Origin of the sequence: Xenorhabdus sp. KK7.4 (assembly GCF_963876465.1) — a bacterium.
In the GTDB taxonomy this organism is placed as follows: Bacteria; Pseudomonadota; Gammaproteobacteria; order Enterobacterales; family Enterobacteriaceae; genus Xenorhabdus; species Xenorhabdus stockiae.
Map to the genome: position 1 here is coordinate 107,126 of NZ_CAWNQF010000002.1, position 26,419 is coordinate 133,544.

Annotated in this window: 20 protein-coding genes; 15 read left to right on the forward strand and 5 right to left on the reverse strand. The window is 43.6% G+C overall.

Annotated elements, in window-relative coordinates:
• Positions 1–169: 169 nt before the first annotated feature.
• Positions 170–676: a hypothetical protein gene (locus AACS90_RS23070; protein WP_099119892.1), complete on the forward strand. Its 507-nt coding sequence runs from the start codon at positions 170–172 to the stop codon at positions 674–676.
• A 172-nt stretch (positions 677–848) separates the two neighbouring features.
• Positions 849–1,286, forward strand: a complete 438-nt coding sequence (locus tag AACS90_RS23075; protein ID WP_099119893.1) for a GNAT family N-acetyltransferase — start codon at positions 849–851, stop codon at positions 1,284–1,286.
• A 205-nt stretch (positions 1,287–1,491) separates the two neighbouring features.
• Here the strand turns inward: AACS90_RS23075 and betA are convergent, their stop codons facing one another.
• The 3 genes from betA to betI are packed head-to-tail and all read right to left on the reverse strand — an operon-like array spanning position 1,492 to position 5,305.
• On the reverse strand, positions 1,492–3,183 hold the full coding sequence (gene betA / locus AACS90_RS23080) for a choline dehydrogenase (protein WP_099119894.1): 1,692 nt from the start codon (positions 3,181–3,183) through the stop codon (positions 1,492–1,494).
• 27 nt (positions 3,184–3,210) lie between these two features.
• On the reverse strand, positions 3,211–4,689 hold the full coding sequence (gene betB, locus AACS90_RS23085; protein ID WP_099119895.1) for a betaine-aldehyde dehydrogenase: 1,479 nt from the start codon (positions 4,687–4,689) through the stop codon (positions 3,211–3,213).
• 34 nt (positions 4,690–4,723) lie between these two features.
• Complete coding sequence (gene betI / locus AACS90_RS23090; protein WP_099110763.1) at positions 4,724–5,305, reverse strand: transcriptional regulator BetI; 582 nt, start codon at positions 5,303–5,305, stop codon at positions 4,724–4,726.
• Between the two features lie 209 nt (positions 5,306–5,514).
• On the opposite strand from betI, the gene AACS90_RS23095 reads away from it, so the two are divergent.
• Complete coding sequence (locus AACS90_RS23095) at positions 5,515–7,557, forward strand: choline transporter (protein ID WP_099119896.1); 2,043 nt, start codon at positions 5,515–5,517, stop codon at positions 7,555–7,557.
• Positions 7,558–7,600: 43 nt separating this feature from the next.
• On the opposite strand, the gene AACS90_RS23100 is transcribed toward AACS90_RS23095, so the two are convergent.
• The gene (locus AACS90_RS23100) at positions 7,601–8,845 is read right to left on the reverse strand and encodes an MFS transporter (RefSeq protein WP_099119897.1); all 1,245 of its coding nucleotides are present in this window, start codon (positions 8,843–8,845) and stop codon (positions 7,601–7,603) included.
• A 397-nt stretch (positions 8,846–9,242) separates the two neighbouring features.
• Between AACS90_RS23100 and dinB the strand changes: the two genes are divergently transcribed.
• Entirely contained in the window at positions 9,243–10,298 is a 1,056-nt protein-coding gene (dinB, locus tag AACS90_RS23105; RefSeq protein ID WP_099119898.1) for a DNA polymerase IV, read from the forward strand.
• A gap of 104 nt (positions 10,299–10,402) precedes the next feature.
• On the opposite strand, the gene pepD is transcribed toward dinB, so the two are convergent.
• Entirely contained in the window at positions 10,403–11,863 is a 1,461-nt protein-coding gene (gene pepD / locus AACS90_RS23110) for a beta-Ala-His dipeptidase (protein WP_099119899.1), read from the reverse strand.
• Between the two features lie 258 nt (positions 11,864–12,121).
• On the opposite strand from pepD, the gene gpt reads away from it, so the two are divergent.
• From gpt to alaS, 11 genes are all read left to right on the forward strand, one after another.
• Positions 12,122–12,580 carry a xanthine phosphoribosyltransferase gene (gene gpt, locus AACS90_RS23115; protein ID WP_099119900.1) on the forward strand — a complete coding sequence of 153 codons (459 nt, stop codon included), beginning with the start codon at positions 12,122–12,124 and terminating at the stop codon, positions 12,578–12,580.
• 240 nt (positions 12,581–12,820) lie between these two features.
• Positions 12,821–14,068, forward strand: coding sequence for an esterase FrsA (frsA, locus tag AACS90_RS23120; protein WP_099119901.1), 1,248 nt, complete (start codon positions 12,821–12,823; stop codon positions 14,066–14,068).
• A 73-nt stretch (positions 14,069–14,141) separates the two neighbouring features.
• On the forward strand, positions 14,142–14,531 hold the full coding sequence (gene crl / locus AACS90_RS23125; protein ID WP_099119902.1) for a sigma factor-binding protein Crl: 390 nt from the start codon (positions 14,142–14,144) through the stop codon (positions 14,529–14,531).
• Positions 14,532–14,857: 326 nt separating this feature from the next.
• Positions 14,858–15,961: a glutamate 5-kinase gene (proB, locus tag AACS90_RS23130; RefSeq protein ID WP_099120189.1), complete on the forward strand. Its 1,104-nt coding sequence runs from the start codon at positions 14,858–14,860 to the stop codon at positions 15,959–15,961.
• Positions 15,962–15,971: 10 nt separating this feature from the next.
• Positions 15,972–17,225, forward strand: coding sequence for a glutamate-5-semialdehyde dehydrogenase (gene proA / locus AACS90_RS23135; RefSeq protein ID WP_099119903.1), 1,254 nt, complete (start codon positions 15,972–15,974; stop codon positions 17,223–17,225).
• A gap of 164 nt (positions 17,226–17,389) precedes the next feature.
• Positions 17,390–17,920, forward strand: a complete 531-nt coding sequence (gene aroL / locus AACS90_RS23140) for a shikimate kinase AroL (RefSeq protein WP_099119904.1) — start codon at positions 17,390–17,392, stop codon at positions 17,918–17,920.
• Between the two features lie 147 nt (positions 17,921–18,067).
• A complete protein-coding gene (gene aas / locus AACS90_RS23145; protein ID WP_099120190.1) occupies positions 18,068–20,215 on the forward strand; it encodes a bifunctional acyl-ACP--phospholipid O-acyltransferase/long-chain-fatty-acid--ACP ligase in 2,148 nt (715 codons plus the stop codon).
• A gap of 3 nt (positions 20,216–20,218) precedes the next feature.
• Positions 20,219–21,415, forward strand: a complete 1,197-nt coding sequence (lplT, locus tag AACS90_RS23150) for a lysophospholipid transporter LplT (RefSeq protein WP_099119905.1) — start codon at positions 20,219–20,221, stop codon at positions 21,413–21,415.
• 25 nt (positions 21,416–21,440) lie between these two features.
• The gene (pncC, locus tag AACS90_RS23155) at positions 21,441–21,944 is read left to right on the forward strand and encodes a nicotinamide-nucleotide amidase (protein ID WP_099119906.1); all 504 of its coding nucleotides are present in this window, start codon (positions 21,441–21,443) and stop codon (positions 21,942–21,944) included.
• Positions 21,945–22,178: 234 nt separating this feature from the next.
• Positions 22,179–23,255 (forward strand): recombinase RecA, encoded by a 1,077-nt coding sequence (recA, locus tag AACS90_RS23160; protein WP_099110751.1) that lies wholly within the window; start codon positions 22,179–22,181, stop codon positions 23,253–23,255.
• Between the two features lie 314 nt (positions 23,256–23,569).
• Entirely contained in the window at positions 23,570–26,197 is a 2,628-nt protein-coding gene (gene alaS, locus AACS90_RS23165; protein WP_099119907.1) for an alanine--tRNA ligase, read from the forward strand.
• The last annotated feature ends 222 nt before the right edge of the window (positions 26,198–26,419 follow it).

A 26,419-nucleotide genomic window follows, 5' to 3' on the forward strand; every position in this document is an offset into this window, starting at 1 on the left:
TATGAAATATTGCATTGCTATAAGTCACCTAAGAGAGCAAATCGGGCAGATAAAAATGAGAATTATTTTTATCAGCAAGGTTTACGACAAAGAGCTTATGGATGTTATGGCATAGAAAGCCAGGACACCCATTTGCAAGGTTATTTCCGTAAGTGCAAGGGGTTAGTCAATGAAGAAGATTCTTAGTGCTCTGTTTCTGGTTGGAATTGTGGCATTCATTGCGGGCTGTGATGATGCAGCCAAAAAAGCGGAAGATTCAACCAAACCAGTTGAAGATAGTGCAACGCAAATGAAGACGGATTCAGAGCAGAACAGCTTGGATACAAAGGAAAAGCCACAGGGAATGCAAGACAATGCTAATCATGAAGACCAGAAAGCGGTAGATAATTCGAAGGAAGTCCAGAGTAGTACGGGGAGTTCGACTGAGAAAACCATAAGCCAACTGCCATCCAAAACGGAAGATTTAAAGAATGACATCACTAAATCTGTCAATGACGCAGCGGATCAGCTGAAAAATAAAACAGGGGAAATACAGCAGCAGGCTACGGATAAAATTAATCAGCTTACAGATGATGCAAAATCGAAATCGAAAGAAATAAAATCCGAGGCCGATAAAAAAACGGATGATTTAATTAATAAACTTAAAGGTGATGATGGTAAGAAAGAAGAAGGCTAATACCTTTCCTCTTTTGAGGTTCTTCTAGAAATCAGTTGAATATACGTTGAATATAGTTTGTTAGTTGAGATCAGAAGGGCGCTCTGGTAAAGAGTGCCCTTGTTTTTTTACATTCTTGTCACTATTTTTACTATTCCATTCTTCTGTACGTCATTATTTTTAGGATATAACAATGAAAATAAAACACAGTTTAGGAAGACAAGACCCTGAATTAATTCAGCATGCTTTCAATGTCCGCAAGTATGTTTTTACGGATGAGCAAGGATTTGCTGATGAAATTGATATTGATGAATATGATGATATTGCCCTGCATGTCGTGGTATTTGATGCTGAAAACCCTATTGCCGTCTTAAGAGCTGTTCCACAGCACAACGATATGCTCAAAGTGGGGCGTGTTGCTGTTTTGAAAGCCTATCGGGGTCAAGGAATCGGTCGTCTGGTGATGGAATTTGTTGAGAATTATGCCCGCCAAAATGGGGTGGCGACGATTGGTTTATCCTCACAATGTCATGCTCAGCCATTTTATGAAAGCCTGGGTTATCAAACCAAAGGTGAAATTTATATGGAAGACGGAGCAGAGCATATTTTTATGGAATTAGATTTGTTGTAACCAGCATATGTAATACGGGAAAAGTAGCTAATAAATAACTACGTTATTTCCCGTATTAATAATCGACTTTTCAATATACCCGTCGTCTTTCAAGCTGCCTCTTTGTTGGCTACGCTCACACCCCCCAGTCACATAGTTTTCTATGCTCCCGGGGATGTGTTCCCTCGCCGCCGCGATGCAACTCGAAATCCATAGAGTATAAGTATTAATTTGTAGACGAACTGCTTAGCCCTGATTTTCGGACGGGAGCGCCATTGGCGACATAGTATTTTGCCTGACTGCGGGGCAGAGGTGCATTTCCCCGAATGTTATCCGCAATTTTCTCTGCCATCATAATCGTTGTAGCGTTCAGATTACCGGTAATGATTTCCGGCATAATAGAAGCGTCAATGACCCGTAAATTCTCAACGCCATGTACACGACCCTGACCATCAACCACCGCCATCTCATCAAGCCCCATTTTGCAGCTACAGGATGGGTGAAAAGCGGTTTCAGCACGTTCACGAATAAAAGCATCCAGTTGATCATCTGTCTGGATATCCGCTCCGGGGCTTATCTCCCGGCCACAATAGGGCGCGAGAGCAGGTTGTGCCATAATTTCTCTCGTGATACGGATAGCATCGCGGAATTCTTGCCAGTCCTGTTCGGTAGACATGTAGTTAAACAGAATACTCGGGTGCTGGCGTGGGTCACGTGATTTTATTTTCACGTGACCGCGGCTCGGGGAACGCATCGAACCAACATGAGCCTGAAAACCATGCTCGTTGACTGCGTTGCTGCCATTGTAATTGATGGCGACCGGCAGGAAATGAAACTGAATATTGGGCCAGTCAAATTTTTCACTGGTACGGATAAAACCACCGGCTTCAAACTGATTGCTGGCACCCACTCCCGTCCCCTTAAATAACCACTCTGCACCAATCATGGGCTGGTTGTACCATTTGAGGGAAGGATAGAGCGAAACAGGTTTGAGGCATTCGTATTGCAGATACATCTCAAGGTGATCCTGAAGATTTTGCCCGACTCCCGGCAGGATATGCACCGCAGGAATCGACAATTCTTGCAGAACTTCCTCAGGGCCAACCCCTGAACGCTGTAAAATCTGGGGGGAAGCTATTGCTCCGGCACAAAGTAACACTTCTTTTTGTGCTGTGGCCTGCGTTAGTGTGGAATTATTACCCTGATAAAAAGTAACGCCAACCGCGGTTTTACCTTCAAATGTGATTGTATCCGTTAAGGCATGGGTAATGATGGTCAGGTTAGCCCTCTGTCTGGCCTGATCCAGATAACCACGGGCAGTGCTGGAACGACGGCCTTTGGGCGTAACAGTCCGATCCATTGGACCGAAGCCTTCCTGCTGGTAACCATTCAGATCATCCGTAGCCGGATAACCCGCCTGAATACCCGCTTCCACCATTGCATGGAAAAGTTCATTATTACCGGCTTTTGGCGTTGTCACGCTGACGGGGCCATCTCCGCCATGATAATCGTTCTGACCGATATCCCGTGATTCAGCCTTGCGGAAATAAGGCAGGCAATCAAGGTATGACCAGTCTTCCAGACCCGGCTGTTTTGCCCAGTGATCAAAATCCAGCGCATTACCACGGATATAACACATGCCGTTGATCAGTGATGAGCCTCCTAACCCTTTGCCTCGTCCACATTCCATACGACGGTTATTCATATAGGGTTCAGGATCGGTTTCATACGCCCAGTTATAACGGGTTCCCTGCAAGGGATATGCCAGCGCCGCTGGCATTTGAGTGCGAAAATCAAATCGATAATCAGGCCCGCCAGCTTCCAGCAGCAGGACAGTGATATTCGGATCTTCCGTTAAACGAGTTGCAAGCACATTACCCGCTGAACCAGCACCGATAATAATGTAGTCAAATACCATTGTTATCTCCTCTGTTTCAGTCATTGTTTAAAATAGTGATTCAAAATTACCCAGCTCAACCTGTACAGATTTAGTCTGTGTGTAATGTTGCAGTGTGACCAATCCGTTTTCACGACCGACACCGGAATGTTTATAGCCGCCGACAGGCATCAAAGCCGGTGATTCCCCCCAAGTGTTGATCCAGCAGATCCCTGCTTCGAGCTGGTGGATTACGCGATGGGCGCGGGAGAGATCGTTTGTCACCACTCCGGCGGCAAGGCCGTAATCCGTATTGTTCGCACGGGCAATGACTTCATCTTCCGTTTTATAGGTCAGAATAGACATCACCGGGCCGAAAATTTCTTCCTGTGCAATAAGCATGTCATCTGTGCAGTCTGTGAAGACGGTTGGTGCAACAAATGCCCCTTTCGCCAGCTCACCGTCCATAAGGCGTTTACCGCCATACAGCAATCGTGCACCCGCATTTTTACCGCTTTCTATATAGCGCAGAACTGATTCCATATGGGGGAAACTCACCAGAGGGCCGAAATTGGTATTCAGATCGAGAGGTGAACCAATGCGGATCCGTTTAACGCGCTCCATTATTTTATTTTCAAAATCAGGAAGCAGTGTTTTCGGGACAAAAACGCGTGTGCCGTTGGTACAGACCTGACCAGAGCTGAAATAGTTTGCCATCATGGCAATATCGGCAGCCCGATCCAGATTAGCATCATCAAAAATAATCAGCGGAGATTTTCCACCCAGTTCCATCGTGACTTCTTTCAGTGTTGAACCGGATGCATTAGCCATCACTTTTTTACCGGTGGTGATTCCGCCGGTAAAAGACATTTTGGCAATTTTCGGATGGACAGCCAGATAATGGCCTGCTTCATGTCCCATGCCTGTCAGTACGTTAAATACACCATCAGGCAGACCCGCTTCGGTATAAATTTCAGCAAGTTTCAGGGCGGTGAGGGATGTCACTTCACTGGGTTTGAAAATCATGGCATTACCCGCTGCCAGTGCGGGAGCTGATTTCCACAGAGCAATCTGGATTGGGTAGTTCCACGCCCCAATGCCTGCGACGATACCCAGCGGTTCTCGCCGTGTATAGACAAAAGAGGATTCACGCAATGGCATTTGCTGGCCTTCGAGTGCCGGGATCAGACCTGCATAATATTCCAGAACATCGGCACCGGTAACGATGTCAACCTGCTGGGTTTCGGAGAGGGGTTTACCGGTATCCAGAGTTTCCAGTTCAGCCAGTTCATTATTGCGTTCACGCAGAATATCAACGGCTTTAAGCAGGATGCGGGAACGTTCTGTCGCCGTCATAGCTGCCCAGATTTTCTGCCCTTTTTGTGCACTTTCCACTGCCAGTTGAACATCTTGTTCAGTTGCAGATTGTAACTGTGCAATGATTTCACCATTAGCCGGATTGACAGCATCAAAAATATTTTTATCAGGATGGGTACTGTCAACATAAGCACCGTGAATATAAAGTTTCTGTAAACCAAAACGGGTCATGGGTTCTCCTTAGGTCAGAATTCAGGAAGAGTGGTCATCTGAGTTTCTGTTCGATGTAATCGAAAGTAATAGTGAATGCACTTTCTACGTCAAAAGGTTTGCTACTTAAGGCACTTCTCAGCCAGATGCCGTCAATCAGAGCTGCCAGCCCCTGTGCTGCAAGCTGTGCTTCTCTTCTGGGCAAAGCCCTGCTGAATTCGACACAGATATTGGAATATAGCCGACGTTCGTTGACTTGCTGTAAGCGGTATAAGCTGGGTTGATGCATACTGCTTGCCCAAAAAGCCAGCCAGGTTTTCATGGCTGCACTATTAATCTGACTGGTGTCAAAATTTCCTTCAATGATGGCTTTTAGCCTGTGAAGAGGGGTTGCGTTGTCGAGCAGCCTTAATCGTCGAGCCACCGCCATCTGGAGTTGATGCAATAAGTGCCGCATGGCCGCTTCAAGCAACTTATTCTTATCTTTGAAGTAATGGCTGATGATACCGTTAGAAACGCCCGCTTTTTTGGCTATTTGCGCAATACTTGCTTCCTGCATTCCAACTTCATTGATGACAGCTAATGTAGCATCAATAAGTTGCTGTTTTCTTATTGACTGTATTCCAACTTTGGGCATGACTTTACGCTCAGCAATCAATGATTCGATGGCTATTAAACTTTTTTTTGATTGAATGTTCAATCAAAATTAAATATGTTTTATTACAATATTTTTACAAAAATTAGTTGAGGTTATAGAAGATGTTTTAATTTTTATTATTTTATTCAACATGTTATGGATATTACTCTTTTTTGTTTTTTCTTTTTCACTTACTTCAGGAACTGCCTATGAATACCGGAGACAGTCCAAAAAATACTCAGAAGGATTCACTAAACTCTGTCGTTTTTTTTACCTCAGCCGCATTAATTATTCTCTTTTCGCTTTTCACGCTCTTCTTTACGGATGCAACAAGCATCTGGATAAAAAACACCCTTAACTGGGTTTCGAAAACATTTGGTTGGTACTACTTGCTGGCAGCCACGCTTTACATTGTCTTTGTCATTTTTGTGGCAGCTTCCCGCTTTGGCGCTATTAAGCTGGGTCCGGAACAATCCAAACCTGAGTTCAGTTTGCTCAGTTGGGCGGCAATGTTGTTTGCGGCTGGCATAGGCATTGATTTGATGTTTTTCTCCGTGGCTGAGCCGATTACTCAATATATGCGTCCGCCAACGGGTGAAGGGGAAACAATTGAAGCAGCTCGTCAGGCGATGGTGTGGACACTGTTTCACTATGGCCTGACGGGCTGGTCTATGTATGCTTTGATGGGGATTGCACTGGGCTATTTCAGCTATCGTTACAATCTGCCATTAACTATCCGCTCGGCGCTTTACCCTATTTTCGGGAACCGTATTAAAGGGCCGATTGGTCATACTGTGGATATTGCCGCAGTGATAGGGACGATTTTCGGCATCGCGACAACACTTGGGATCGGGGTTGTACAGTTAAACTACGGACTAAAAGTGTTGTTTGGACTGCCGCAGGGGTTGGGTGTTCAGGGCGGGCTGATATTGCTGTCGGTTATCGTGGCAACAGTGTCTGTAACCTCTGGTGTCAACAAAGGTATTCGGTTTCTGTCTGAGCTGAATGTACTGCTGGCGTTAGGATTAGTGCTGTTTATTCTGTTTGTAGGAGATACAGAGTTTTTGCTTAATGGGCTGGTACAGAATGTGGGTGATTACATCAGCCGGTTTATGGGCATGACTCTCAATAGCTTCGCGTTTGAGCGCCCGACGGAGTGGATGAATAGCTGGACGTTGTTCTTCTGGGCGTGGTGGGTTGCCTGGTCACCGTTTGTCGGATTATTTCTTGCCCGTATTTCCCGAGGCCGAACGATCCGCCAGTTTGTGATGGGCACACTGATCATTCCATTTGTGTTTACCCTGATTTGGCTGTCTGTTTTTGGCAATAGCGCGTTATACGAAATTCTTCACGGCAACCACGAATTAGCGGAAACGGTGTTAGTCCATCCTGAGCGGGGGTTTTATAACCTGCTGGCACTTTATCCGGCTTTCACGTTCAGTGCTTCAGTTGCCACAATTACAGGGCTGTTGTTTTATGTTACTTCGGCAGATTCTGGCTCACTGGTTCTAGGCAATTTCACTTCTAATCTCAGTGACATTAATAACGATGCACCGAACTGGCTGAGGATATTCTGGTCTGTGGCGATTGGTGTACTGACGCTGGGTATTTTGATGACTGACGGCATCTCAGCGTTACAGAATATGACGGTAATTATGGGACTGCCTTTTAGTTTTGTGATCTTTTTTATCATGGCGGGGGTGTATAAGTCGTTACGGGTTGAGGATTTTCGCAAAGCCAGCGCATTGCAGAATACATCTCCGACATTGGTGCATGATAATGGATCGCTGAACTGGAAACAGCGCCTGAGCCGTATGATGCATTTTCCGGGTACGAAAAGTACTCAGCGTATGCTGGATATGGTGTGTCGTCCTGCGATGCAGGAAGTTGCAAAAGAGCTGGAGTTACGTGGTGCAAGTGTGCAGTTTAATATGCTGCCGTCAGAAGAAGATAAACGCCTTACTCCAATTGAGTTGATTGTCGATCTGGGAGATGAACAGAATTTTATCTATCAGATTTGGCCTCAGCGTTATTCTGTTCCAGGGTTTACTTACCGTGCAAGATTAGGCAAATCTTATTATTTCCGGCTGGAAACTTTCTTAATAGAAGGAACGCAGGGTAATGATTTGATGGGGTATACAAAAGAACAGATTATTAGTGATATTCTCGACCATTATGAGAAGCATCTGAATTTTATTCATCTAAATCGTGAATCTCCGGGGCAGACGTTAATTTTTCCTAACGGGGTGTAAATCAGAGGTGGCCTGCAATAATATTGCAGGCCAATTTAATAATTTATTTTTTAGTATAAAATGCCTCAGGATAGATTTTTTCATAGTATCCATTTAATTGGCTTTCTGACATTTTTGATATCTCAATATATTTCGGTGAAGAGAGAATCAATAATGAGATTAATGCCATGAAGAAAGAAAATCCGAGTAATAATATTTTAATATCATAACTCTCAATAATATAAGTGGCTGTCAGCATACCCAGAGGAATGGATGCCATACAAATAGCAGTAAATTTAGACTCCATTGAATTACGATAGTTTTCTGGTGTTGCAAGGCAACGAATGGAGGTGGTATTTATATTGTAAATTACTAATCCTATTCCACAGATCAACATGTAACAACATAATTCAGTAAAAGAGTCGGCATGAGATATACCAGCAATACAGAGCGCCATAGTCAATGCAGCAATAAAAGCAGTATGAGCCTTACAGAAAATCTTATTTATCTGATTGATAATAACAAGGCTGCCTAGCATCATGCCAATCCCAAAGGTTGCCTCAGCAATACCAACATGCAAGGCACTTAGTTTAAACTGATTCAAAATGATAATAGGCAGGATGTACATGATTAATGGTGTAATCGCAAAATTAAAAAAAGCCGCAACAAATGAGAGCCTTATCTCTGTTGAATTTTTGGTAATGATTCTAATACTTTTTTGCCCGCGATGCCCGGCTTTCTCTGGCGTTTTTTCTGAATTTGTTTTGATAAAATAAAACCCAATCAGTGGCAGTAATGACATTACGGCGATAAAAATCAATGAACCATCAATATTAAAGTAATGAATAATTAATCCGGAAATTGCCGGGCCAAGCATGGTATTAATGGAGTTTACCAGACCTCGATATTTAAATGCCTTGTCTAGTTTTTTGTTATCCATTATTTCAGGGATAATACTTATTCCTATAGGCTGAATGATAGCCGTGGCAACTGATGTTGCAATATATATCAGGCCTAATGATAAATAAAAATTGTTGTCTAATAGGTTAGAGATGACAAAAAGAATAAAAGAAGGGATAGTACAGTACAGCACAACACTTCTCTTATTTATTTTGTCACCTATTTCTCCAAATTTAATTAAGAATAAAATCTGAAATAGCCAACAAAAAAAGATAAACCAGCCGAGTTTTAATTCTAGCTTTAGTATTTCAATCATCCACCAGGAAAATAGCATACCAAATGCTCTTGTTGACGAAGTAAACAGAATATCAGATATCTGATATAAATAAAAAGAACGATTATTGCTCATCAGAGTCCTTACTTTGGAGTCAAATTTAACAGGGTTTGAGAATGTTAGGGTGATATTTGTGCAAGAGGTTTCTCATTTTGTGTGATTTGTAATAGTTTATTGTTTGCTGTTAGTTTTAGTTAAATCTGTCTGCCATGAATTGCACAAAACTGCAGTTTATTTTTTATGTTAATAAAAATAAATAATAAATTTTGATAGTTTTATTATTTTAAATGTTACTAGACTAGTTAATAAATTATCGTGAGGTGATAATTTTTATCTTAACAAAGGTTAAATATTGTTCAGATAGTGAGAGACGATAGTAAAATGAAAGTTGTGCAGTAACAGATTAAAAAAAGTAGCATATCATGAATTTATTCTGTATATTTATACAGTATTTTTGTCGTGGAGAGTTCAGATGCGCAAAATTATTCATATCGATATGGACTGCTTTTTTGCTGCCATTGAAATGCGGGATAATCCGTCACTCCGCGATATCCCGATAGCTGTTGGTGGTAGCGCTGACAGGCGGGGAGTCATCAGTACTGCAAATTATTCTGCCCGCCGTTACGGTGTACACAGTGCTATGTCTACTTCAATGGCAATGAAGTTATGCCCCCAACTGAAAGTCCTTTCAGGGCGTATGGCCTACTATAAAGAAGTGTCTCAACATATCCGCCAGATTTTTGCCCGCTATACCGATCTGATCGAACCCTTGTCGCTGGATGAAGCCTATCTGGATGTTACCGATTGCCAGTATTGCCAAGGATCAGCAACATTAATTGCCAAAGAAATTCGACAGGTGATTTTTGATGAATTGCAGCTAACGGCTTCAGCAGGAATTGCCCCTGTTAAATTTCTGGCAAAAATAGCTTCTGATATCAATAAACCCAACGGTCAGTATTTGATTTCACCCACACAGGTTGACGATTTTGTGCAATCTCTGCCATTACGTAAAATTCCCGGAGTGGGGAAAGTCACCGCCGGGCGCTTGTCTGATATGGGGTTAGTACTTTGTTCCGATGTACAAAACTATGACAAGTTAGAATTAATAAAAAAACTGGGTAAATTTGGACTTGTGCTCTGGCAGCGTTGTCATGGTATTGATGAGCGCCTGATAAAACCTGATCGTTTACGTAAGTCTGTTGGGGTAGAAAAAACGCTGGCGAAGGATATTCATGACTGGCGTGATTGTGTTGAGTTGATTGAACAGCTTTATCCCGAGCTGGAAAAAAGGCTGGGAAAGGTCAAACCAAATCTTCGCATTGCTCGTCAGGGTATTAAATTAAAATTTGATGATTTTCAGCTAACCACACAGGAGCATACGCATCCGTTACTGGATAAACAGGATCTGCTGAAGGTTGCCCAACAGGCTTGGGAGACACGTCGGGAAGGTAGAGGAGTCCGGCTAGTTGGCCTGCATGTGACATTACAAAGCCCACAACTGGAACGACAACTATTGCTTGAGTTGTAATGCGGTTTGTTAGTGATCTTTTGTTTTACGAAAAAGATACTGTTAAGTAGTGTGTGGAATATGAAGAAGGAATATTCCCCTGTCCGTAGACAGGGGAGACTGTATTATTCTTTCACTGGGATAGCTTTCAGGATAGCTGTCAATAATTGCCAGTACTGGCCAACACTCTTAATGTGAACCCTTTCATCAGGTGAGTGGGCACCACGGATAGTTGGGCCAATGGAAACCATATCCATATCAGGGTAGGGTTTTTTAAATAATCCACATTCCAGACCTGCATGGATTACCATAATGTTTGGTGTGCTGTCGAACAGCTGGTGATAAGTTTCACGTACTAAGTGCATTACCGGGGAATCGGCATCCGGTTGCCAGCCAGGGTAGTCACCACTTGCTGTTGCTTCTGCGCTGGAAAGTTTGGCCAGAGAGTTGAGCATCCCGACAACATAAGCCTTACCACTTTCAATCAGTGAACGGATAAGGCAGATAACCTCGACGTGGTCTTCTTCCATATTGACAACACCCACATTCAGGGATGTTTCTACAACACCTTTTGCAACATCACTCATGCGAATAACACCATTAGGCATTGTATTCAGCATAGCGATAAAGCGGGACTGACAATCTGCCGTTAATGCCTGTGATGAGGTTTTGACGTCATCCAACAAAAGAGTCAGGTTAGTTTCAGCGACCGCATATTCGTTCTTCAGTATTTCCAGATAATTATCTTTTACCTGATGTAGTTTTGGCAGCTGAGCTGTTGGGACGGCAATGATAGTAGAACCTTCACGAGGGATTGCATTACGCAGAGTACCTCCCTGTAAATGGATCAGTTTCAGCTCCAGCTCATCACTGTATTCAGCAAGGAAACGGGCCAGTAATTTATTGGCATTACCTAATCCCAGATGGATATCACCACCGGAATGACCACCTTTTAATCCTTTAATGGTCAGTTGTAGTGTTTGATAGTTTGCAGGCAGAGGTTCGCGGGAAAGTGGCAGTGTTGAAACATAATCTACCCCACCGGCACAACCCATATAGATTTCGCCTTCTTCTTCTGAATCGGTGTTGATCAGAATATCAGCCTGTAACCAGCCCGGTTGAAGACCAAATGCGCCATCCATACCCGCTTCTTCAGTCATTGTCAGTAATACTTCCAGAGGGCCGTGCTTGACAGATTCATCGGCCAGTACTGCTAGCGCGGAAGCCATACCAATACCATTATCTGCGCCCAGTGTTGTACCTTCAGCGGTTATCCAGTCACCATCAATGTAAGGACGAATAGGATCTTTCGCGAAATCGTGCTGTGTATCATTGTTCTTTTGCGGAACCATATCAAGATGAGCCTGAAGTACGACCGTTTTACGGTCTTCCATGCCCTTTGTGGCCGGTTTTCTTATCAGGATATTACCGACTTCATCACGTTCAACATGGAGGTTTTTATCCTCAGCCCATTCAATGATGTGAGAAGCAAGTTCTTCCTCATGATAGGATGGATGTGGAATGGAGCAAATTTTAGCAAAAATATCCCATAATGGTTGGGGGGATAATGTTGATAATTCGGACACGGCGAATCTCCTGTAACTTCATCTTGATGAAATATAAGTGTAATGTTTGACATCTCGGGGGGCTTTATCATCTTGAGCTGCCCAGTGTCTATGTTATGCCTGAGAATACCATTTTCTGATTAGTAATGCGCTTTCAGGATCAGGATGTTCCTTGTTTTTGCTGGTTTTTGCGGGCTCAAATCACTATAATCCCGCGCAACCTTTATTCCGCAACAAACTCTTTTCTGAGAATATTCTTAGTTTCCAGGATCAAATTTTATGAGCGAAAAATATGTCGTAACGTGGGATATGTTGCAAATACATGCCCGTAAACTGGCGCAGCGTTTACTTCCTGTAGAGCAGTGGAAAGGCATTATTGCTGTAAGTCGTGGAGGCCTTGTGCCGGGTGCCTTGCTGGCCCGTGAGCTGGGTATCCGCCATGTTGATACAGTCTGTATTTCCAGCTATGACCACAATAATCAGCGTGAATTAACGGTACTCAAGAAAGCCGAAGGAGATGGAGAAGGCTTTATCGTTGTTGATGATTTGGTTGATACCGGCGGAACTGCTCAGGCAATTCGTGATATGTATCCAAAAGCGCATTTTGTGACGATCTTTGCCAAGCCAGCAGGTCGTCCGTTAGTAGATGATTATGTGATTGATATCCCCCAGAATACATGGATTGAACAGCCGTGGGATATGGGCGTAGTGTTCGTGCCACCTATTTGCGATCAGTAATTATTCCCTTCATTTTTCCAGTTATTTCTTTGCTGATTGCTTTGCTTTACATAATTACGCCCCAGTCACATAGTTATCTATGCCACTGGGGATTTTAATGAGAGAGGCCCTTGTTTCTCACCGGAGGCCAGTCTTTGGCTGAGTAAATACGTTCCGACGAATCTGGTATTCTTTTGTTATCGCAATGCAGCTCAGAACTTATTGGATATCTTGTAATAAGCAGTAATAAATTTCTTTGTCATGACTAAACAGAACCTTTCAGAATCACTGTTTAAACCGCAGGTTAAACAGCAGGAAACGTCTACATTGGTAAAATACGTTTTGCCATCATCAGCTCATGCTGATAATAAAATGCTCGGTGGCGAACATCAGGAACGCTGGTATCGCATGATTAACTGGCTCGCCTGGATCTGGAGGGGCATCGATCCGCTGGAGATTCAGGAGATCCTCAGCAGGATTGCTGTAACAGATGCTGAACGCAGTTATGATCATCTATTGGATACTGTAATTGGTTACCGCAAAGGGAACTGGGTATATGAATGGTCACAGCAGGCGATGCTCTGGCAACAGAAAGCACAACATGTTGAGCAGTCGTCTGAAGCCAGTCAGTGTTGGTTAAGAGCTTCAATGTTATACAGCATTGCTGCTTACCCTCATCTGCACGGTGATGAGCTGGCTGATCAGGCGGTTGTTCTGGCTAATAAAGCCTATGAAAATGCAGCACATTTCTCTGACTATCAACTGAAAAAACTGAAATTTCAGCTGGAAGATGGCAAAACTGTTACCGGTTTACTGCATATTCCTCCCGGAGTTCAGGAACCATGCCCAACAATACTGGTTTGCTCTGGTATTGATAGCCTGCAAAGTGATTGCTGGCGACTGTTTCGGGATCATTTCTCACCACAGGGCTTTGCGATGCTAACGGTGGATATGCCTTCCGTAGGTTATTCAGCGAGATTTACGCTGACACAGGATACCTGCGCTCTTCATCAGCAGGTATTGCAGCAATTGGATAGCATCCCGTGGATCGATCACACAAGAATAGGTATTTTTGGTTTCCGTTTCGGCGCCAATATTGCCGTTCGTCTTGCCTATCTGGAATCCAGTCTTATTAAGGGTGTGGCAGTGGTCAGCCCGGTTGTTCATGAATTGCTGCATAATGAGAGATTGCAGCAGAAAATTCCGTCAATGTATATCGATATACTCGCCAGTCGTTTGGGTATCTATCATGTGGATGAAGCAGTTTTGCGTTCAGAACTGAATTGTTATTCATTAAAAAATCAGGGATTACTGGGTCGTCGTTGTTCTGTGCCAATGTTCTCAGTGTATTGGAAAGATGACATTTTTAGCCCGGCGGAAGATTCAAAACTGATTGCCAGATCTTCGCTGGATGGCTCTTTATTAGCTATTCCTGCTATGCCTGCTTATAGTGGTTTCAGTAAGGCATTACACGCAGCAAGTGTATGGTTGAAAGATAAAGTTAACTAAACTGAAATTTAATCATTGATATTTTTTAATCATTTGATACAACTGTTCTTCTGTTTATAAAGGAGACCTTTGTATGACTGTACCCGTAAATTATTCCAGAAATAAGTTGTTGAAGAGTTTTTCTGCATTAGGGCCTTATTTACGCGAGTTAAAATGCCAAAATGACTATTTCTTCTTTGATTGTCTGGCGGTCTGCGTTAGTGCGAAAGCAGCGCCAGAAAAACGGGAGTTCTGGGGCTGGTGGTTAGAATTGGAACGACAGGAAAAAGGGTTCATTTATAATTATCAGATAGGTCTGTTTGATAAACATGGCGAGTGGCTGCCTATGAATATCAAAAAAGAAGCAGATCTCAGGCAGCTTGAATTGACATTACAGGCATTTCATCAACGCCTGTCTGATTCTTTGGGTAACCTTAAACTCACGCTTAGCCCATCTGAAAATACCTTCACCCCACAAAATTAAGTCTATTAACCGGGTTTATTTTATCCCTGCCAGATTTTAAGTTGCAGCCTTACTGGCTGCGCTGTTTTTTTGGATAGCTACACCCCCGGCTAGAGAGTTGTCTGTGTTGCCGGGGTGTGCTGATACTTTCCTGCCTATCACCAGAGGCCGGATTTTGGCTGTATCTTGAAACTGGCAGGGTATAAATCAACTTTTTTTGAATTTTGTGTTATGCCAGTTGGCATAATGCTTCTCTCCTGCTAAAACTGAGCACTGTTTTTTGAATGTGTTTTGAATTTATTGTTTTTTCAAATTAGCTTTTTCAAATTAATAATGGCAGAAATATGATGAATGGCCGACAAACATTGGTTGTGAAACTGGGAACGAGTGTACTGACAGGGGGTTCCCGCCGTTTGAATCGTGCTCACATAGTAGAGTTGGTTCGGCAATGTGCGCAGTTACATGAGAAAGGTCACCGTATTATTATTGTGACTTCCGGTGCAATTGCAGCAGGTCGGGAACACTTGGGTTATCCGGATCTTCCGGCAACCATTGCTTCAAAGCAATTGCTTGCAGCCGTAGGGCAAAGCCGCCTGATTCAGTTATGGGAGCAACTTTTCTCCATCTATGGCATCCATGTCGGGCAGATGTTACTGACTCGTGCCGATCTGGAAGATCGCGAACGTTTTCTGAATGCAAGGGATACGTTGCATGCACTGCTTGATAATCACATTATCCCGATTATCAATGAAAATGATGCGGTAGCAACGGCGGAAATTAAAGTCGGTGATAACGATAATCTTTCTGCACTGGCGGCAATTCTGGGCACTGCTGATAAGTTATTGCTCCTGACCGATATTGAAGGTCTGTATACTGCTGATCCCCGTAATAATCCTGATGCTAAACTTATCCGTGAAGTACACGATATTAGTGATGAACTCAAAATGATGGCCGGAGACAGCGTATCAGGTCTCGGAACCGGGGGAATGGCAACAAAACTTCAGGCGGCAGGAATTGCTGGTCGTGCCGGCATTGATGTCATCATCGCTGCTGGTAACAGAGAGAATGTGATTGCTGATGTGATTGAAGAAAAATCAGTGGGAACACGTTTTCATGGTTTGACCAGCCCGATGGAAAATCGCAAACGCTGGATTTTCGGGGCTCCTTCTGCGGGCGAAATTATTGTCGATGATGGCGCAGAAGCGGCTATTCTCGCAAAAGGCAGCTCTTTACTGCCGAAAGGCATTAAAAGTATTACAGGCGACTTTTCCCGTGGTGAAGTGGTTCGTATCTGTAGTTTATCCGGTAAGAAACTGGCTCACGGTGTATGCCGTTACAATAGTGATGCTTTACGCCTGATTGCAGGCCGTCACTCACAGGAAATCAGTCAGATATTAGGTTATGAATATGGTGCAGTTGCTGTGCATCGTGATGATATGATCGTAAGTTAAGGATTCCACCATGCTAGAGCAGATGGGAAAAGCAGCCAAGGCAGCATCATGGCAACTGGCTCAATTAAGTACTAGTCAGAAAAATCAGGCCCTAAGTCACATTGCTGATTTACTTGAAAAAGAAGCAGAAGTGATCCTCACCGCCAATCAGCAGGATATGGAACAAGCCCGTAAACAGGGTATAAATGAAGCATTACTTGATCGCTTATTACTGACTCCTGAGCGTTTGAGTGCGATTGCTAATGACGTCCGTCAGGTTTGTCGTCTGGCTGATCCTGTCGGTCAAGTGATGGACGGACAATTGTTGGATAGCGGACTGCAACTGAGTCGCCGCCGTGTTCCCCTTGGGGTAATTGGGGTAATTTATGAAGCCCGCCCTAACGTTACGATTGATGTCGCATCACTGTGCCTGAAAACAGGGAATGCAGTGATATTACGTGGTGGTAAGGAAACTCATCATACCAATCAGGCAATGGTTAAAGTCATTCAGCAGGCGCTGGAACAAAGTGGCTTGCCAGCCTCAGCAGTACAGGCAATTAATAAACCAGATCGTGAGCTGGTTGCTAAAATGCTGAAAATGGATCGCTATATCGATATGTTGATCCCGCGTGGTGGTGCCGGTTTGCATAAACTTTGCCGTGAGCAGTCCACTATCCCGGTAATCACCGGAGGAATTGGCGTTTGTCACACATTTGTGGATGAGCATGTGAATTTTGAAAAAGCACTGGAAGTTATCACTAATGCTAAAATACAGCGCCCAAGCGCATGTAATGCATTGGAAACTTTGCTAGTACATGAAAAAATAGCCGCTGATTTCCTGCCGGAACTGAGTGCCAGAATGAAAGAGCAGGGCGTAACACTGCATGCGGGTGCGTCAGCAATGGCATTGCTACAGAATGGCCCGGCAAAAGTGGTTGCCGTGACAGAAGAAGACTATTGTGATGAATGGCTTTCTTTGGATATGAATGTGGAAATTGTCAGCAATATTGATAAAGCGATTGAGCATATACGTCATTATGGCACAGCCCATTCGGATGCTATTCTGACGGAGTGTTTACAACATGCTGATTACTTTGTGCATCGTGTTGACTCTTCGGCGGTATATGTAAATGCAAGCACACGCTTTACTGATGGTGGTCAGTTTGGTTTAGGAGCTGAAGTTGCTGTCAGTACTCAGAAACTACACTCCAGAGGCCCAATGGGTCTGGATGCTCTGACGACTTACAAATGGATTGGTTACGGAGATTACCTTTCCCGTCGATAATGACAATATTCATTTTAAATAATATTTAATCAGAGTAAGTCACACTTAATGTAAAGTGTGGCTTTTTATATACAAGAACATATATTTTTTACATAGGTGTAAATGTTTAGTTACTATACTTTGTATTTAGGTTTAACAACACAAAACTTCAGGAAAGCAACGAAATGAAACAGACTCTATTTATCGTGGGTGCACGAGGTGCAGGGAAGACGACAATAGGTAATGTGTTGGCTGAAGTATTATCGTATCAATTTGTTGACACTGATGAAGATGTCCAGATTGCTTGTGGAATGACAATTGCGGAGCTTGTTGAGCAGCGTGGCTGGGATTATTTCAGAAAGCTGGAAAGCGACACACTGAAAGCGGTTAGTCAGCGAAACAGAGTTGTGTCTACCGGTGGTGGAATGGTGCTGGCAGCAGAAAATCGGCAGTATATGCGGCAAAACGGTATTGTAGTTTATTTGCAGGCACCCGCTTCTGTTTTGGTTGAGCGGCTCTCTCTTAATCCGGAGAATTCACAGCGTCCCAGCCTGACCGGAAAATCCATAACAGAAGAAATAACCGGAGTGTTGGCAGAGAGGGAACCACTCTATTGTGAATGTGCGCACCTCATTGTGGATGCTACCTTATCGATAGAAAATATCGTTCTTGAAATTCAAAGCTATATATTAAGTCAATATAAACAGATAATTTGATATATTTTTTTATTTTTACGCTTATTTATTATAAGACTAATAAATCCTGTATCTCAGATCATTTATACCTCTTATAGTATCATTCTACTCACTCACTTTAATTTTATTTAATTATTTATATTGAGATATATGGATTGAGATATGGATATACTCTTAAAGGTTCTGAGGTTACTTGTACGTGTACTCTTCAGAGTGACAGTCGAAGGTGACGATAAGCATTTAAAACACCCTAAATGTATTATTACACCCAATCATATTTCCTTTCTTGATGGGCTCCTGATAGGGCTTTTCCTGCCGGGAAAACCAGTATTTGCCATTTATTCCAATATTGCGACAAAGGGCTTTCTCAAATTTATTAAACCTTTTGCTGATGTTGTGCCGTTGGATCCAAACAATCCGATGGCAATCAGGACGCTGGTTAAGGAAATTGACAAAGGTCGCCCGATAGTGATTTTTCCTGAAGGTCGGATCACGGTAACGGGCTCCCTGATGAAAATCTACGATGGCGCAGCATTTATTGCGGCGAAGTCAGAGGCAAAAATTGTGCCTATCCGTATTGATGGAGCGGAACAAAGCGTGTTCGGGCGGTTAAGAGGCGTCATGAAGCAGCATTGGTTCCCTAAAGTCACCATCCGGATTTTACCTGCAATGGATTTCCCAATGCCAGATGCGCCGGATTCTAACAGTCGCCGCCGTCTGGCAGGAGAGAAACTGCATGCTGTTATGATGGATGTGAGGATGCAGACTCGTCCGAAAGAAACGTTATTCAGTGCGTATCTCGCAGCCCAAAAGCGTTTCGGGCGTTTTAAACCCTGTATTGAAGATATTGCACTGAAAGAAGATAGCTACCATACATTTCTGAAAAAGATATTGGGCTTTAGCCGGATTTTAGAGCGCTTTACTCAAGAAGGTGAAAGAGTCGGGCTTTTATTACCTAATGCCACAGCTATGGCGACCACAATATACGGTACGTCACTGAGAGGGCGAGTACCTGCTTTGCTGAACTACACGGCAGGCAGCAATGGCATTAAAAATGCGATACAAGCAGCAACTATCAAAACAATCATCACTTCCCGCCAGTTTCTTGAGAAAAGTCAGCTGACGCATCTACCAGATCAGGTAACAGAAGCAAATTGGGTATATCTTGAAGATTTGAAAGAAACTATTACGTGGGAAGATAAATTGTGGGTGCTTTGGCATTTGATTTTTCCCGCAAAAGCGGCTTTACCTTCACAGAAACCAGAGGATGATGCACTCATCCTGTTCACTTCTGGGTCTGAAGGGGCACCGAAAGGCGTTGTTCACAGCCATGCCAGCTTACTGGCAAATGTTGAGCAAATTAAAACGATAGCTGATTTTACTCCACAGGATCGTTTTATGTCGTCTTTACCTTTGTTCCATGCATTTGGGCTGACCGTTGGGTTATTCACTCCCCTGATGTCAGGAAGCCGTGTATTCCTGTACCCGAACCCGCTGCATTACCGTGTTGTTCCTGAAGTTGTTTATGATCAGAACTGTACTGTTCTGTTCGGAACCTCAACTTTTCTGGGTAATTATGCCCGCTACGCTCATCCTTATGACTTCTCCCGCTTGCGCTATGTCGTTGCTGGTGCAGAAAAACTGTCGGAAGAAACTAAGCGTGTCTGGCAGGATAAATTTGGTATCAGGATCCTGGAAGGCTATGGCGTAACTGAATGCGCTCCTGTTGTCGCCATCAATGTCCCAATGGCAGCCAAAGTAGGCACAGTCGGAAGAATTTTGCCGGGTATGGAAACACGTTTATTACCTGTGCCGGGTATTGAAGTGGGCGGACGTCTGCAAGTACGTGGGCCAAATCTGATGAAAGGCTATTTGCGGGTTGAAGCTCCGGAGCGTCTAGAACCGCCGACGGCAGAAGATGCGGAAGGCAATATCCAGACAGGCTGGTATGACACAGGTGATATTGTATCCATTGATGAAGAAGGTTTCTGTACGATCAAAGGACGGGTAAAGCGTTTTGCCAAACTGGCAGGTGAAATGGTTTCTCTTGAGGCCGTAGAGCAAATCGCTTCACGTGTTTCGCCTGAAGCTCTGCATGCAGTAACAGCAAAAGGTGACCGTAGCAAGGGAGAGGCACTGGTGTTGTTTACAACAGATACCGTTTTGAACAGAAGTGTGATGTTGCTTACCGCCCGTCAAATTGGGTTACCTGAACTGGCAGTTCCACGTGATATTCGTTATGTGAAGCAATTACCTTTACTGGGCAGTGGCAAACCTGATTTTGTCACATTAAGAAAAATGGCAGAACAGGAGTAAAAAATGAATGGTACTGTGGAAACACAACCATTGCTCAACCGGGGAATGAAGGCTGTTTTACTATCCCAGTTTCTCTCCGCTTTTGCCGACAACGCCTTATTCTTTGCGATATTGGCTCAATTGAAAGCTGAATCTTATCCGGGATGGAGCCTGCCGGCTCTGCAAATGGTTTTTGTGCTGACCTATATCGTATGTGCCCCTTTTGTGGGGCAAATTGCTGATCGGTTCCCGAAAGGCAGGGTTATGCTCTTTTCCAATGGCATCAAATTGCTGGGAGCCATCAGCATCTGCATTGATATGAATCCTTTCCTGGGATATACCCTTGTAGGGATCGGGGCGGCAGCTTATTCTCCGGCCAAGTATGGTATTTTAGGGGAATTGACAGACGGCAGCCACTTGGTCAAAGCCAATGGATTGATGGAAGCTTCGACGATTGCAGCCATTCTGATTGGTTCTGTGGTGGGTGGTTTTCTTTCTGATATAAACCTATTTCTTGCATTAGGAATATGTGCCCTGATGTATAGCGCGGCAGTAATAGCCAATTTGTATATACCCCGTTTAGCGGCAGCCCGGCTGGGAAAAGGCTGGGATCTTAAAGCAATGCTACAGGATTTTATTTCGGTAATTTCTTCCCTTTGGAATAACTCAGAAACCCGCTTTTCTTTGGTCGGAACCAGCCTGTTTTGGGGAGCGGGTGTTACTCTGCGCTTTTTGCTGGTTGCGTGGGTTCCTGTTGTTCTGGGCGTTGAGGGTAATACAACGCCAACCTTGATGAACGCCGTAGTCGCTATCGGCATTATTGCGGGGGCGGGATTAGCAGCACGGTTTATTACACTGAGTACGGTGCGCCGCTGTATGCCAGCCGGAATACTTATTGGTGTGATTGTTATCATGTTTGTCTTGCAACACTCAATATGGCATTCGTACCTATTCCTGATTACGATTGGTTTGTGTGGTGGTCTTTTTGTTGTGCCATTAAATGCGCTGTTACAGGAACATGGGAAGCATGAAATGGGCGCTGGTAAAGCTGTAGCAGTACAGAATTTTGGTGAAAACAGCGCAATGTTGATCATGCTGGGGTTATACTTAATTTCCACCATGCTACAAATATCCGTTATTACTATAGGTATTGGCTTTGGGATACTATTCTCTTTAGCAATCGGTGGATTATGGATTTGGGATCTGCTTCGGAAAAATTAATTTCTTATAGAGTTAAAGGCGTACTATGGATGAAAAAATCCTGAATCAGCTTAGTATTGAACTAGGGAAAAGGTTACGCCAGAAAAATCTGTCTATTACCTGTGCAGAATCCTGCACAGGAGGATGGATTGCCAAGGTAATCACAGATGTTGCGGGAAGCTCTGCCTATTTTGATCGTGGCTTCGTGACTTACAGTAATGATTCAAAATGTGAAATGCTGGGTGTTTCACCGATATCATTAGTCGAGTCAGGAGCCGTCAGCGAGCAGGTTGTGAAAGAAATGGCTTTGGGAGCATTAGATGCCGCTAAGGCTGATTTTGCGGTTTCAGTCAGTGGTATCGCCGGGCCGGATGGTGGCAGCAAAGAGAAACCCGTTGGCACTGTTTGCTTTGGATTTGCTGTCCGTGATGGCACAAAGAGATATACAAAATCATATCGCCGACTTTTCACTGGTGACCGTAATGCTGTTCGTCTCCAGTCTGTTATTTTTTCTTTAAAAACATTGCTGGAAGAAATCATAAAAAATTAACTTGATGCTGTATGATTATACAGTATAATTAGTTCCAGTATTTTGGTCGTATAAACCATATTGATCTTATAAAGCACATCGGCTTTATAAAGTGATTTACGAAACGTGGACTTATAAACATTGTTTTTTAAATAAATTTTTATTAAACAACGAGTCTTATTAGGCATAGCATCAGAAACGGTTTATCAGCAGTGGGGCAGCCCCCTTCACTTCATTGCTTACGAGGGAGTAAACATGGCTAACGATGAAAACAAACAAAAGGCACTAGCAGCGGCACTGGGCCAGATTGAAAAACAATTTGGTAAAGGTTCAATTATGCGTTTGGGCGAAAACCGCTCAATGGATGTTGAAACCATTTCCACTGGCTCACTGTCTCTCGATATTGCTTTGGGGGCAGGTGGTTTGCCAATGGGGCGTATTGTTGAGATATACGGACCTGAGTCTTCCGGTAAGACAACGCTGACTCTTCAGGTTATTGCTGCTGCTCAGCGCGAAGGCAGAACATGTGCTTTTATCGATGCTGAACACGCCCTCGATCCGGTTTATGCTAAAAAACTGGGTGTAGATATTGATAACTTACTGTGTTCTCAGCCTGATACCGGTGAACAGGCACTGGAAATCTGTGATGCCTTGTCACGTTCTGGTGCGGTTGATGTTATTGTTGTTGACTCCGTTGCTGCATTGACACCAAAAGCAGAAATCGAAGGTGAAATCGGTGATTCACATATGGGGCTGGCGGCTCGTATGATGAGTCAGGCAATGCGTAAACTGGCAGGAAACCTGAAAAACTCGAATACTCTGCTTATCTTTATCAACCAGATCCGTATGAAAATTGGGGTTATGTTTGGTAACCCAGAAACGACGACTGGTGGTAATGCACTGAAATTCTATGCATCTGTTCGTTTGGACATCCGCCGTACCGGTTCAGTGAAAAACAGTGATGAAGTTGTTGGCAGCGAAACCCGCGTGAAGGTAGTCAAAAACAAAGTTGCAGCACCATTTAAACAAGCTGAATTCCAGATTTTGTATGGAGAAGGCATCAATACTTATGGTGAGCTTATCGACCTGGGTGTTAAACACAAAATGGTGGAAAAAGCAGGTGCATGGTACAGCTATAACGGCGATAAAATCGGTCAGGGTAAAGCCAATGCGACAAATTATCTGAAAGAGCACCCGGAAATCGCATCTGAGCTGGATAAAAAACTGCGCGAGTTATTGCTGAATAATGCTGGTGGGTTCAGTAGCGCGGCTGAAGATTATGTCACTGATTATGAAGACAATGCAGAAGAAGTAAATAACGAAGAGTTTTGATTGTTATTTCTTCTGTGCCGCAGTCTTGTGGTCAGAAAGAGTTCTGAAAAAACCACATCCTTTAAGGGTGTGGTTTTTTCTTTTATGGAGAGAATAAATACCTGTGTAATAGGTGCGTCGGAACTGGTCTGACAAACAGACTTTCAGAAAATGCTCAGACGAATTACAATGCTGAAAAGCGAATAGATTTATATGGAATTTTACTTCTTATGGAAGAGACTCTATCTTAACCCTGTTCGTGAGTTGAAATAGTGATAAAACTTGTCACTTCAACCATCCATGATTCTGTTTTTCAGCTTGATTTCGGGACAATTATGAGCAAAAGCACCGCTGAGATCCGTCAAGCGTTTCTTGACTTTTTTCAAACTAAAGGGCACCAGATAGTACCAAGCAGTTCATTGGTGCCGACTAATGATCCAACATTGTTGTTCACCAACGCAGGAATGAACCAGTTCAAAGATGTTTTCCTTGGATTGGATAAAAGGCCTTATACCCGAGCAACAACGGCTCAGCGCTGTGTTCGTGCTGGTGGTAAGCATAACGATTTAGAAAATGTTGGTTACACAGCCCGCCATCATACTTTCTTTGAAATGTTGGGTAATTTCAGTTTTGGCGATTACTTTAAACAGGATGCAATTAATTATGCATGGGAATTGCTGACTGGGGCTGAGTGGTTCAACCTGCCAAAAGAAAAACTGTGGGTAACTGTCTATGAGACAGATGATGAAGCCTACGAGCTCTGGAGCAAAGAGGTCGGCGTTCCTACAGAAAGAATTATTCGCATTGGTGATAATAAAGGTGCCCCTTACGCGTCAGATAATTTCTGGCAAATGGGAGACACAGGTCCTTGCGGTCCTTGTACCGAAATCTTCTATGACCACGGTGAACATATTTGGGGTGGTCCTCCGGGTAGCCCGGAAGAAGACGGTGACAGGTATATTGAAATCTGGAATATCGTTTTCATGCAGTTTAACCGCCATGCTGATGGCACAATGGAGCCACTGCCAAAACCTTCCGTTGATACAGGAATGGGATTGGAACGTCTCGCTGCGGTACTGCAACATGTAAATTCCAACTATGAAATTGATGCATTCCGTGATCTGATTGCCTCAGTAGCAGAAGTCACAGGTGCTACTGACCTCACTAACAAATCTCTGCGTGTTATTGCCGACCATATTCGTTCATGCTCATTTTTGATTTGCGATGGTGTTATTCCGTCGAATGAGAACCGGGGTTATGTGCTCCGTCGTATTATTCGTCGTGCTATCCGTCATGGGAATATGCTGGGCGCTAAAGAAACATTCTTCTATAAGCTGGTTGCTCCGTTGATCAAAATTATGGGAGCCGCAGGCGAGGAACTTCAGCGCCAGCAAGCATTGGTTGAGCAGGTACTGAAAACAGAGGAAGAGCAGTTTGCTCGTACTTTGGAGCGAGGTCTGCAATTACTGGATGAAGAGCTGGCCAAACTGTCCGGTAATACTTTAGATGGCGAAACCGCTTTCCGTCTTTATGATACCTATGGATTCCCTCTTGATCTGACTGCTGACGTCTGTCGTGAGCGTGATATCAAAGTTGATGAAAAAGGTTTTGAATCTGCGATGGAGAATCAACGCCGTCGTGCTCGCGAATCCAGTGGATTTTGTACTGACTATAATGACGTCATTAAAGTTGATGGGCAAAGCGAATTTTCTGGTTATGACCATGATTCTCAGCAAGCCTCTGTAACTGCCATTTTCCGCAATGGAGAGGAAGTCGATCATCTGAATGCAGGTGATGAAGCGATCATTATTCTTGATAAAACTGCTTTTTACGCTGAATCCGGTGGACAAGTCGGTGATACAGGCAAATTGTCAGGTACTGAAGGTGTATTTGAAGTTACTGATACACAAAAATACGGTCAGGCAATTGGTCATGTTGGTAAATTGATAAGTGGCAGCCTGACTGTAAATACAGCAGTTAACGCTGAAGTTGATGTGGCACGCAGAAATAACATTCGTCTGAATCACTCAGCAACTCACCTGCTACATTCAGCACTGCGCCAAATTCTTGGAGAACATGTCTCTCAGAAAGGCTCTCTGGTCAATGACAAATATTTGCGCTTTGACTTCTCCCATTTTGAAGCAATGAAGCCAGAGCAAATTCGTCTGGTAGAAAATTTGGTGAATGAAGAAGTCCGTAAAAACTCATCAATTATTACAGATGTAATGGATTTGGAAGAGGCGAAGACCAAGGGTGCTATGGCACTATTTGGCGAAAAGTACGATGAGAAAGTGCGTGTATTGAGCATGGGAGAGTTCTCCACTGAGTTATGTGGTGGTACTCATGCGAGCCATACCGGCGATATCGGATTATTCCGTATAACCAGTGAATCAGGTACAGCTGCAGGTATCCGCCGTATTGAAGCTGTAACAGGGCAAACCGCACTTAATTCTATTTATCAGCAGACTGATTTATTGCAAGATATAGCTTATTTGGTGAAGGGCGATATCAATAGCCTGAACGAGAAAGTTAAAGCCACGCTGGATAGAACGAAGCAGCTGGAAAAAGAATTGCAACAGCTGAAATCTCAGCAGGCAGCTCAGGAAAGCTCTTCTTTGGCTAATAAGGCAAAAGATATTCAGGGTGTGCGCCTGCTGGTAACTCAGTTGGGTGATGTGGAACCAAAAATGCTCAGAACAATGGTTGATGATCTGAAAAATCAACTAGGATCAGCAATTATTGTGCTTTCTACTGTGACTGGTGATAAAGTCACCCTAATTGTTGGTATAACGAAGGATTTGACTGCTAGAATAAAAGCGGGCGATTTAATCTCTTTCGTTGCCCAACAAGTTGGAGGTAAAGGAGGAGGTCGTCCTGATCTTGCTCAGGCTGGCGGGACAGATGTAGCAGCTCTTCCTTCCGCATTGGACAGTGTAGAAGAGTGGGTCACATTGCGGTTGTAGTTGGTATTGCAGTGATAGTAGTGGCACCATGGAAGCAATCTTTTTATGGTGCCAAATGTTTTTCGTTGTGAAATTGTTGAAATGTTGTGCACATACTTATATTTTAGCTATCCTATAGATATAGGAAATGTGTTCAAAACTGCTTATACTTTAAGTAGATATCATAGCTTTACGTTTTCACGGTGTTTGATGGATAATAGCGGGGAAACCTAGAGACCCGAC

Bases quoted from the DNA above. Each gene is read 5' to 3' on its own strand.
- pncC (WP_099119906.1), top strand. From the start codon at position 21,441: ATGGATGAAAAAATCCTGAATCAGCTTAGTATTGAACTAGGGAAAAGG.
- AACS90_RS23070 (WP_099119892.1), top strand. From the start codon at position 170: ATGAAGAAGATTCTTAGTGCTCTGTTTCTGGTTGGAATTGTGGCATTC.
- frsA (WP_099119901.1), top strand. From the start codon at position 12,821: ATGACTAAACAGAACCTTTCAGAATCACTGTTTAAACCGCAGGTTAAA.
- AACS90_RS23095 (WP_099119896.1), top strand. From the start codon at position 5,515: ATGAATACCGGAGACAGTCCAAAAAATACTCAGAAGGATTCACTAAAC.
- lplT (WP_099119905.1), top strand. From the start codon at position 20,219: ATGAATGGTACTGTGGAAACACAACCATTGCTCAACCGGGGAATGAAG.
- AACS90_RS23100 (WP_099119897.1), bottom strand. From the start codon at position 8,845: ATGAGCAATAATCGTTCTTTTTATTTATATCAGATATCTGATATTCTG.
- betI (WP_099110763.1), bottom strand. From the start codon at position 5,305: ATGCCCAAAGTTGGAATACAGTCAATAAGAAAACAGCAACTTATTGAT.
- alaS (WP_099119907.1), top strand. From the start codon at position 23,570: ATGAGCAAAAGCACCGCTGAGATCCGTCAAGCGTTTCTTGACTTTTTT.
- aroL (WP_099119904.1), top strand. From the start codon at position 17,390: ATGAAACAGACTCTATTTATCGTGGGTGCACGAGGTGCAGGGAAGACG.
- betA (WP_099119894.1), bottom strand. From the start codon at position 3,183: ATGGTATTTGACTACATTATTATCGGTGCTGGTTCAGCGGGTAATGTG.
- proA (WP_099119903.1), top strand. From the start codon at position 15,972: ATGCTAGAGCAGATGGGAAAAGCAGCCAAGGCAGCATCATGGCAACTG.
- AACS90_RS23075 (WP_099119893.1), top strand. From the start codon at position 849: ATGAAAATAAAACACAGTTTAGGAAGACAAGACCCTGAATTAATTCAG.
- recA (WP_099110751.1), top strand. From the start codon at position 22,179: ATGGCTAACGATGAAAACAAACAAAAGGCACTAGCAGCGGCACTGGGC.
- proB (WP_099120189.1), top strand. From the start codon at position 14,858: ATGAATGGCCGACAAACATTGGTTGTGAAACTGGGAACGAGTGTACTG.
- crl (WP_099119902.1), top strand. From the start codon at position 14,142: ATGACTGTACCCGTAAATTATTCCAGAAATAAGTTGTTGAAGAGTTTT.
- gpt (WP_099119900.1), top strand. From the start codon at position 12,122: ATGAGCGAAAAATATGTCGTAACGTGGGATATGTTGCAAATACATGCC.
- betB (WP_099119895.1), bottom strand. From the start codon at position 4,689: ATGACCCGTTTTGGTTTACAGAAACTTTATATTCACGGTGCTTATGTT.
- dinB (WP_099119898.1), top strand. From the start codon at position 9,243: ATGCGCAAAATTATTCATATCGATATGGACTGCTTTTTTGCTGCCATT.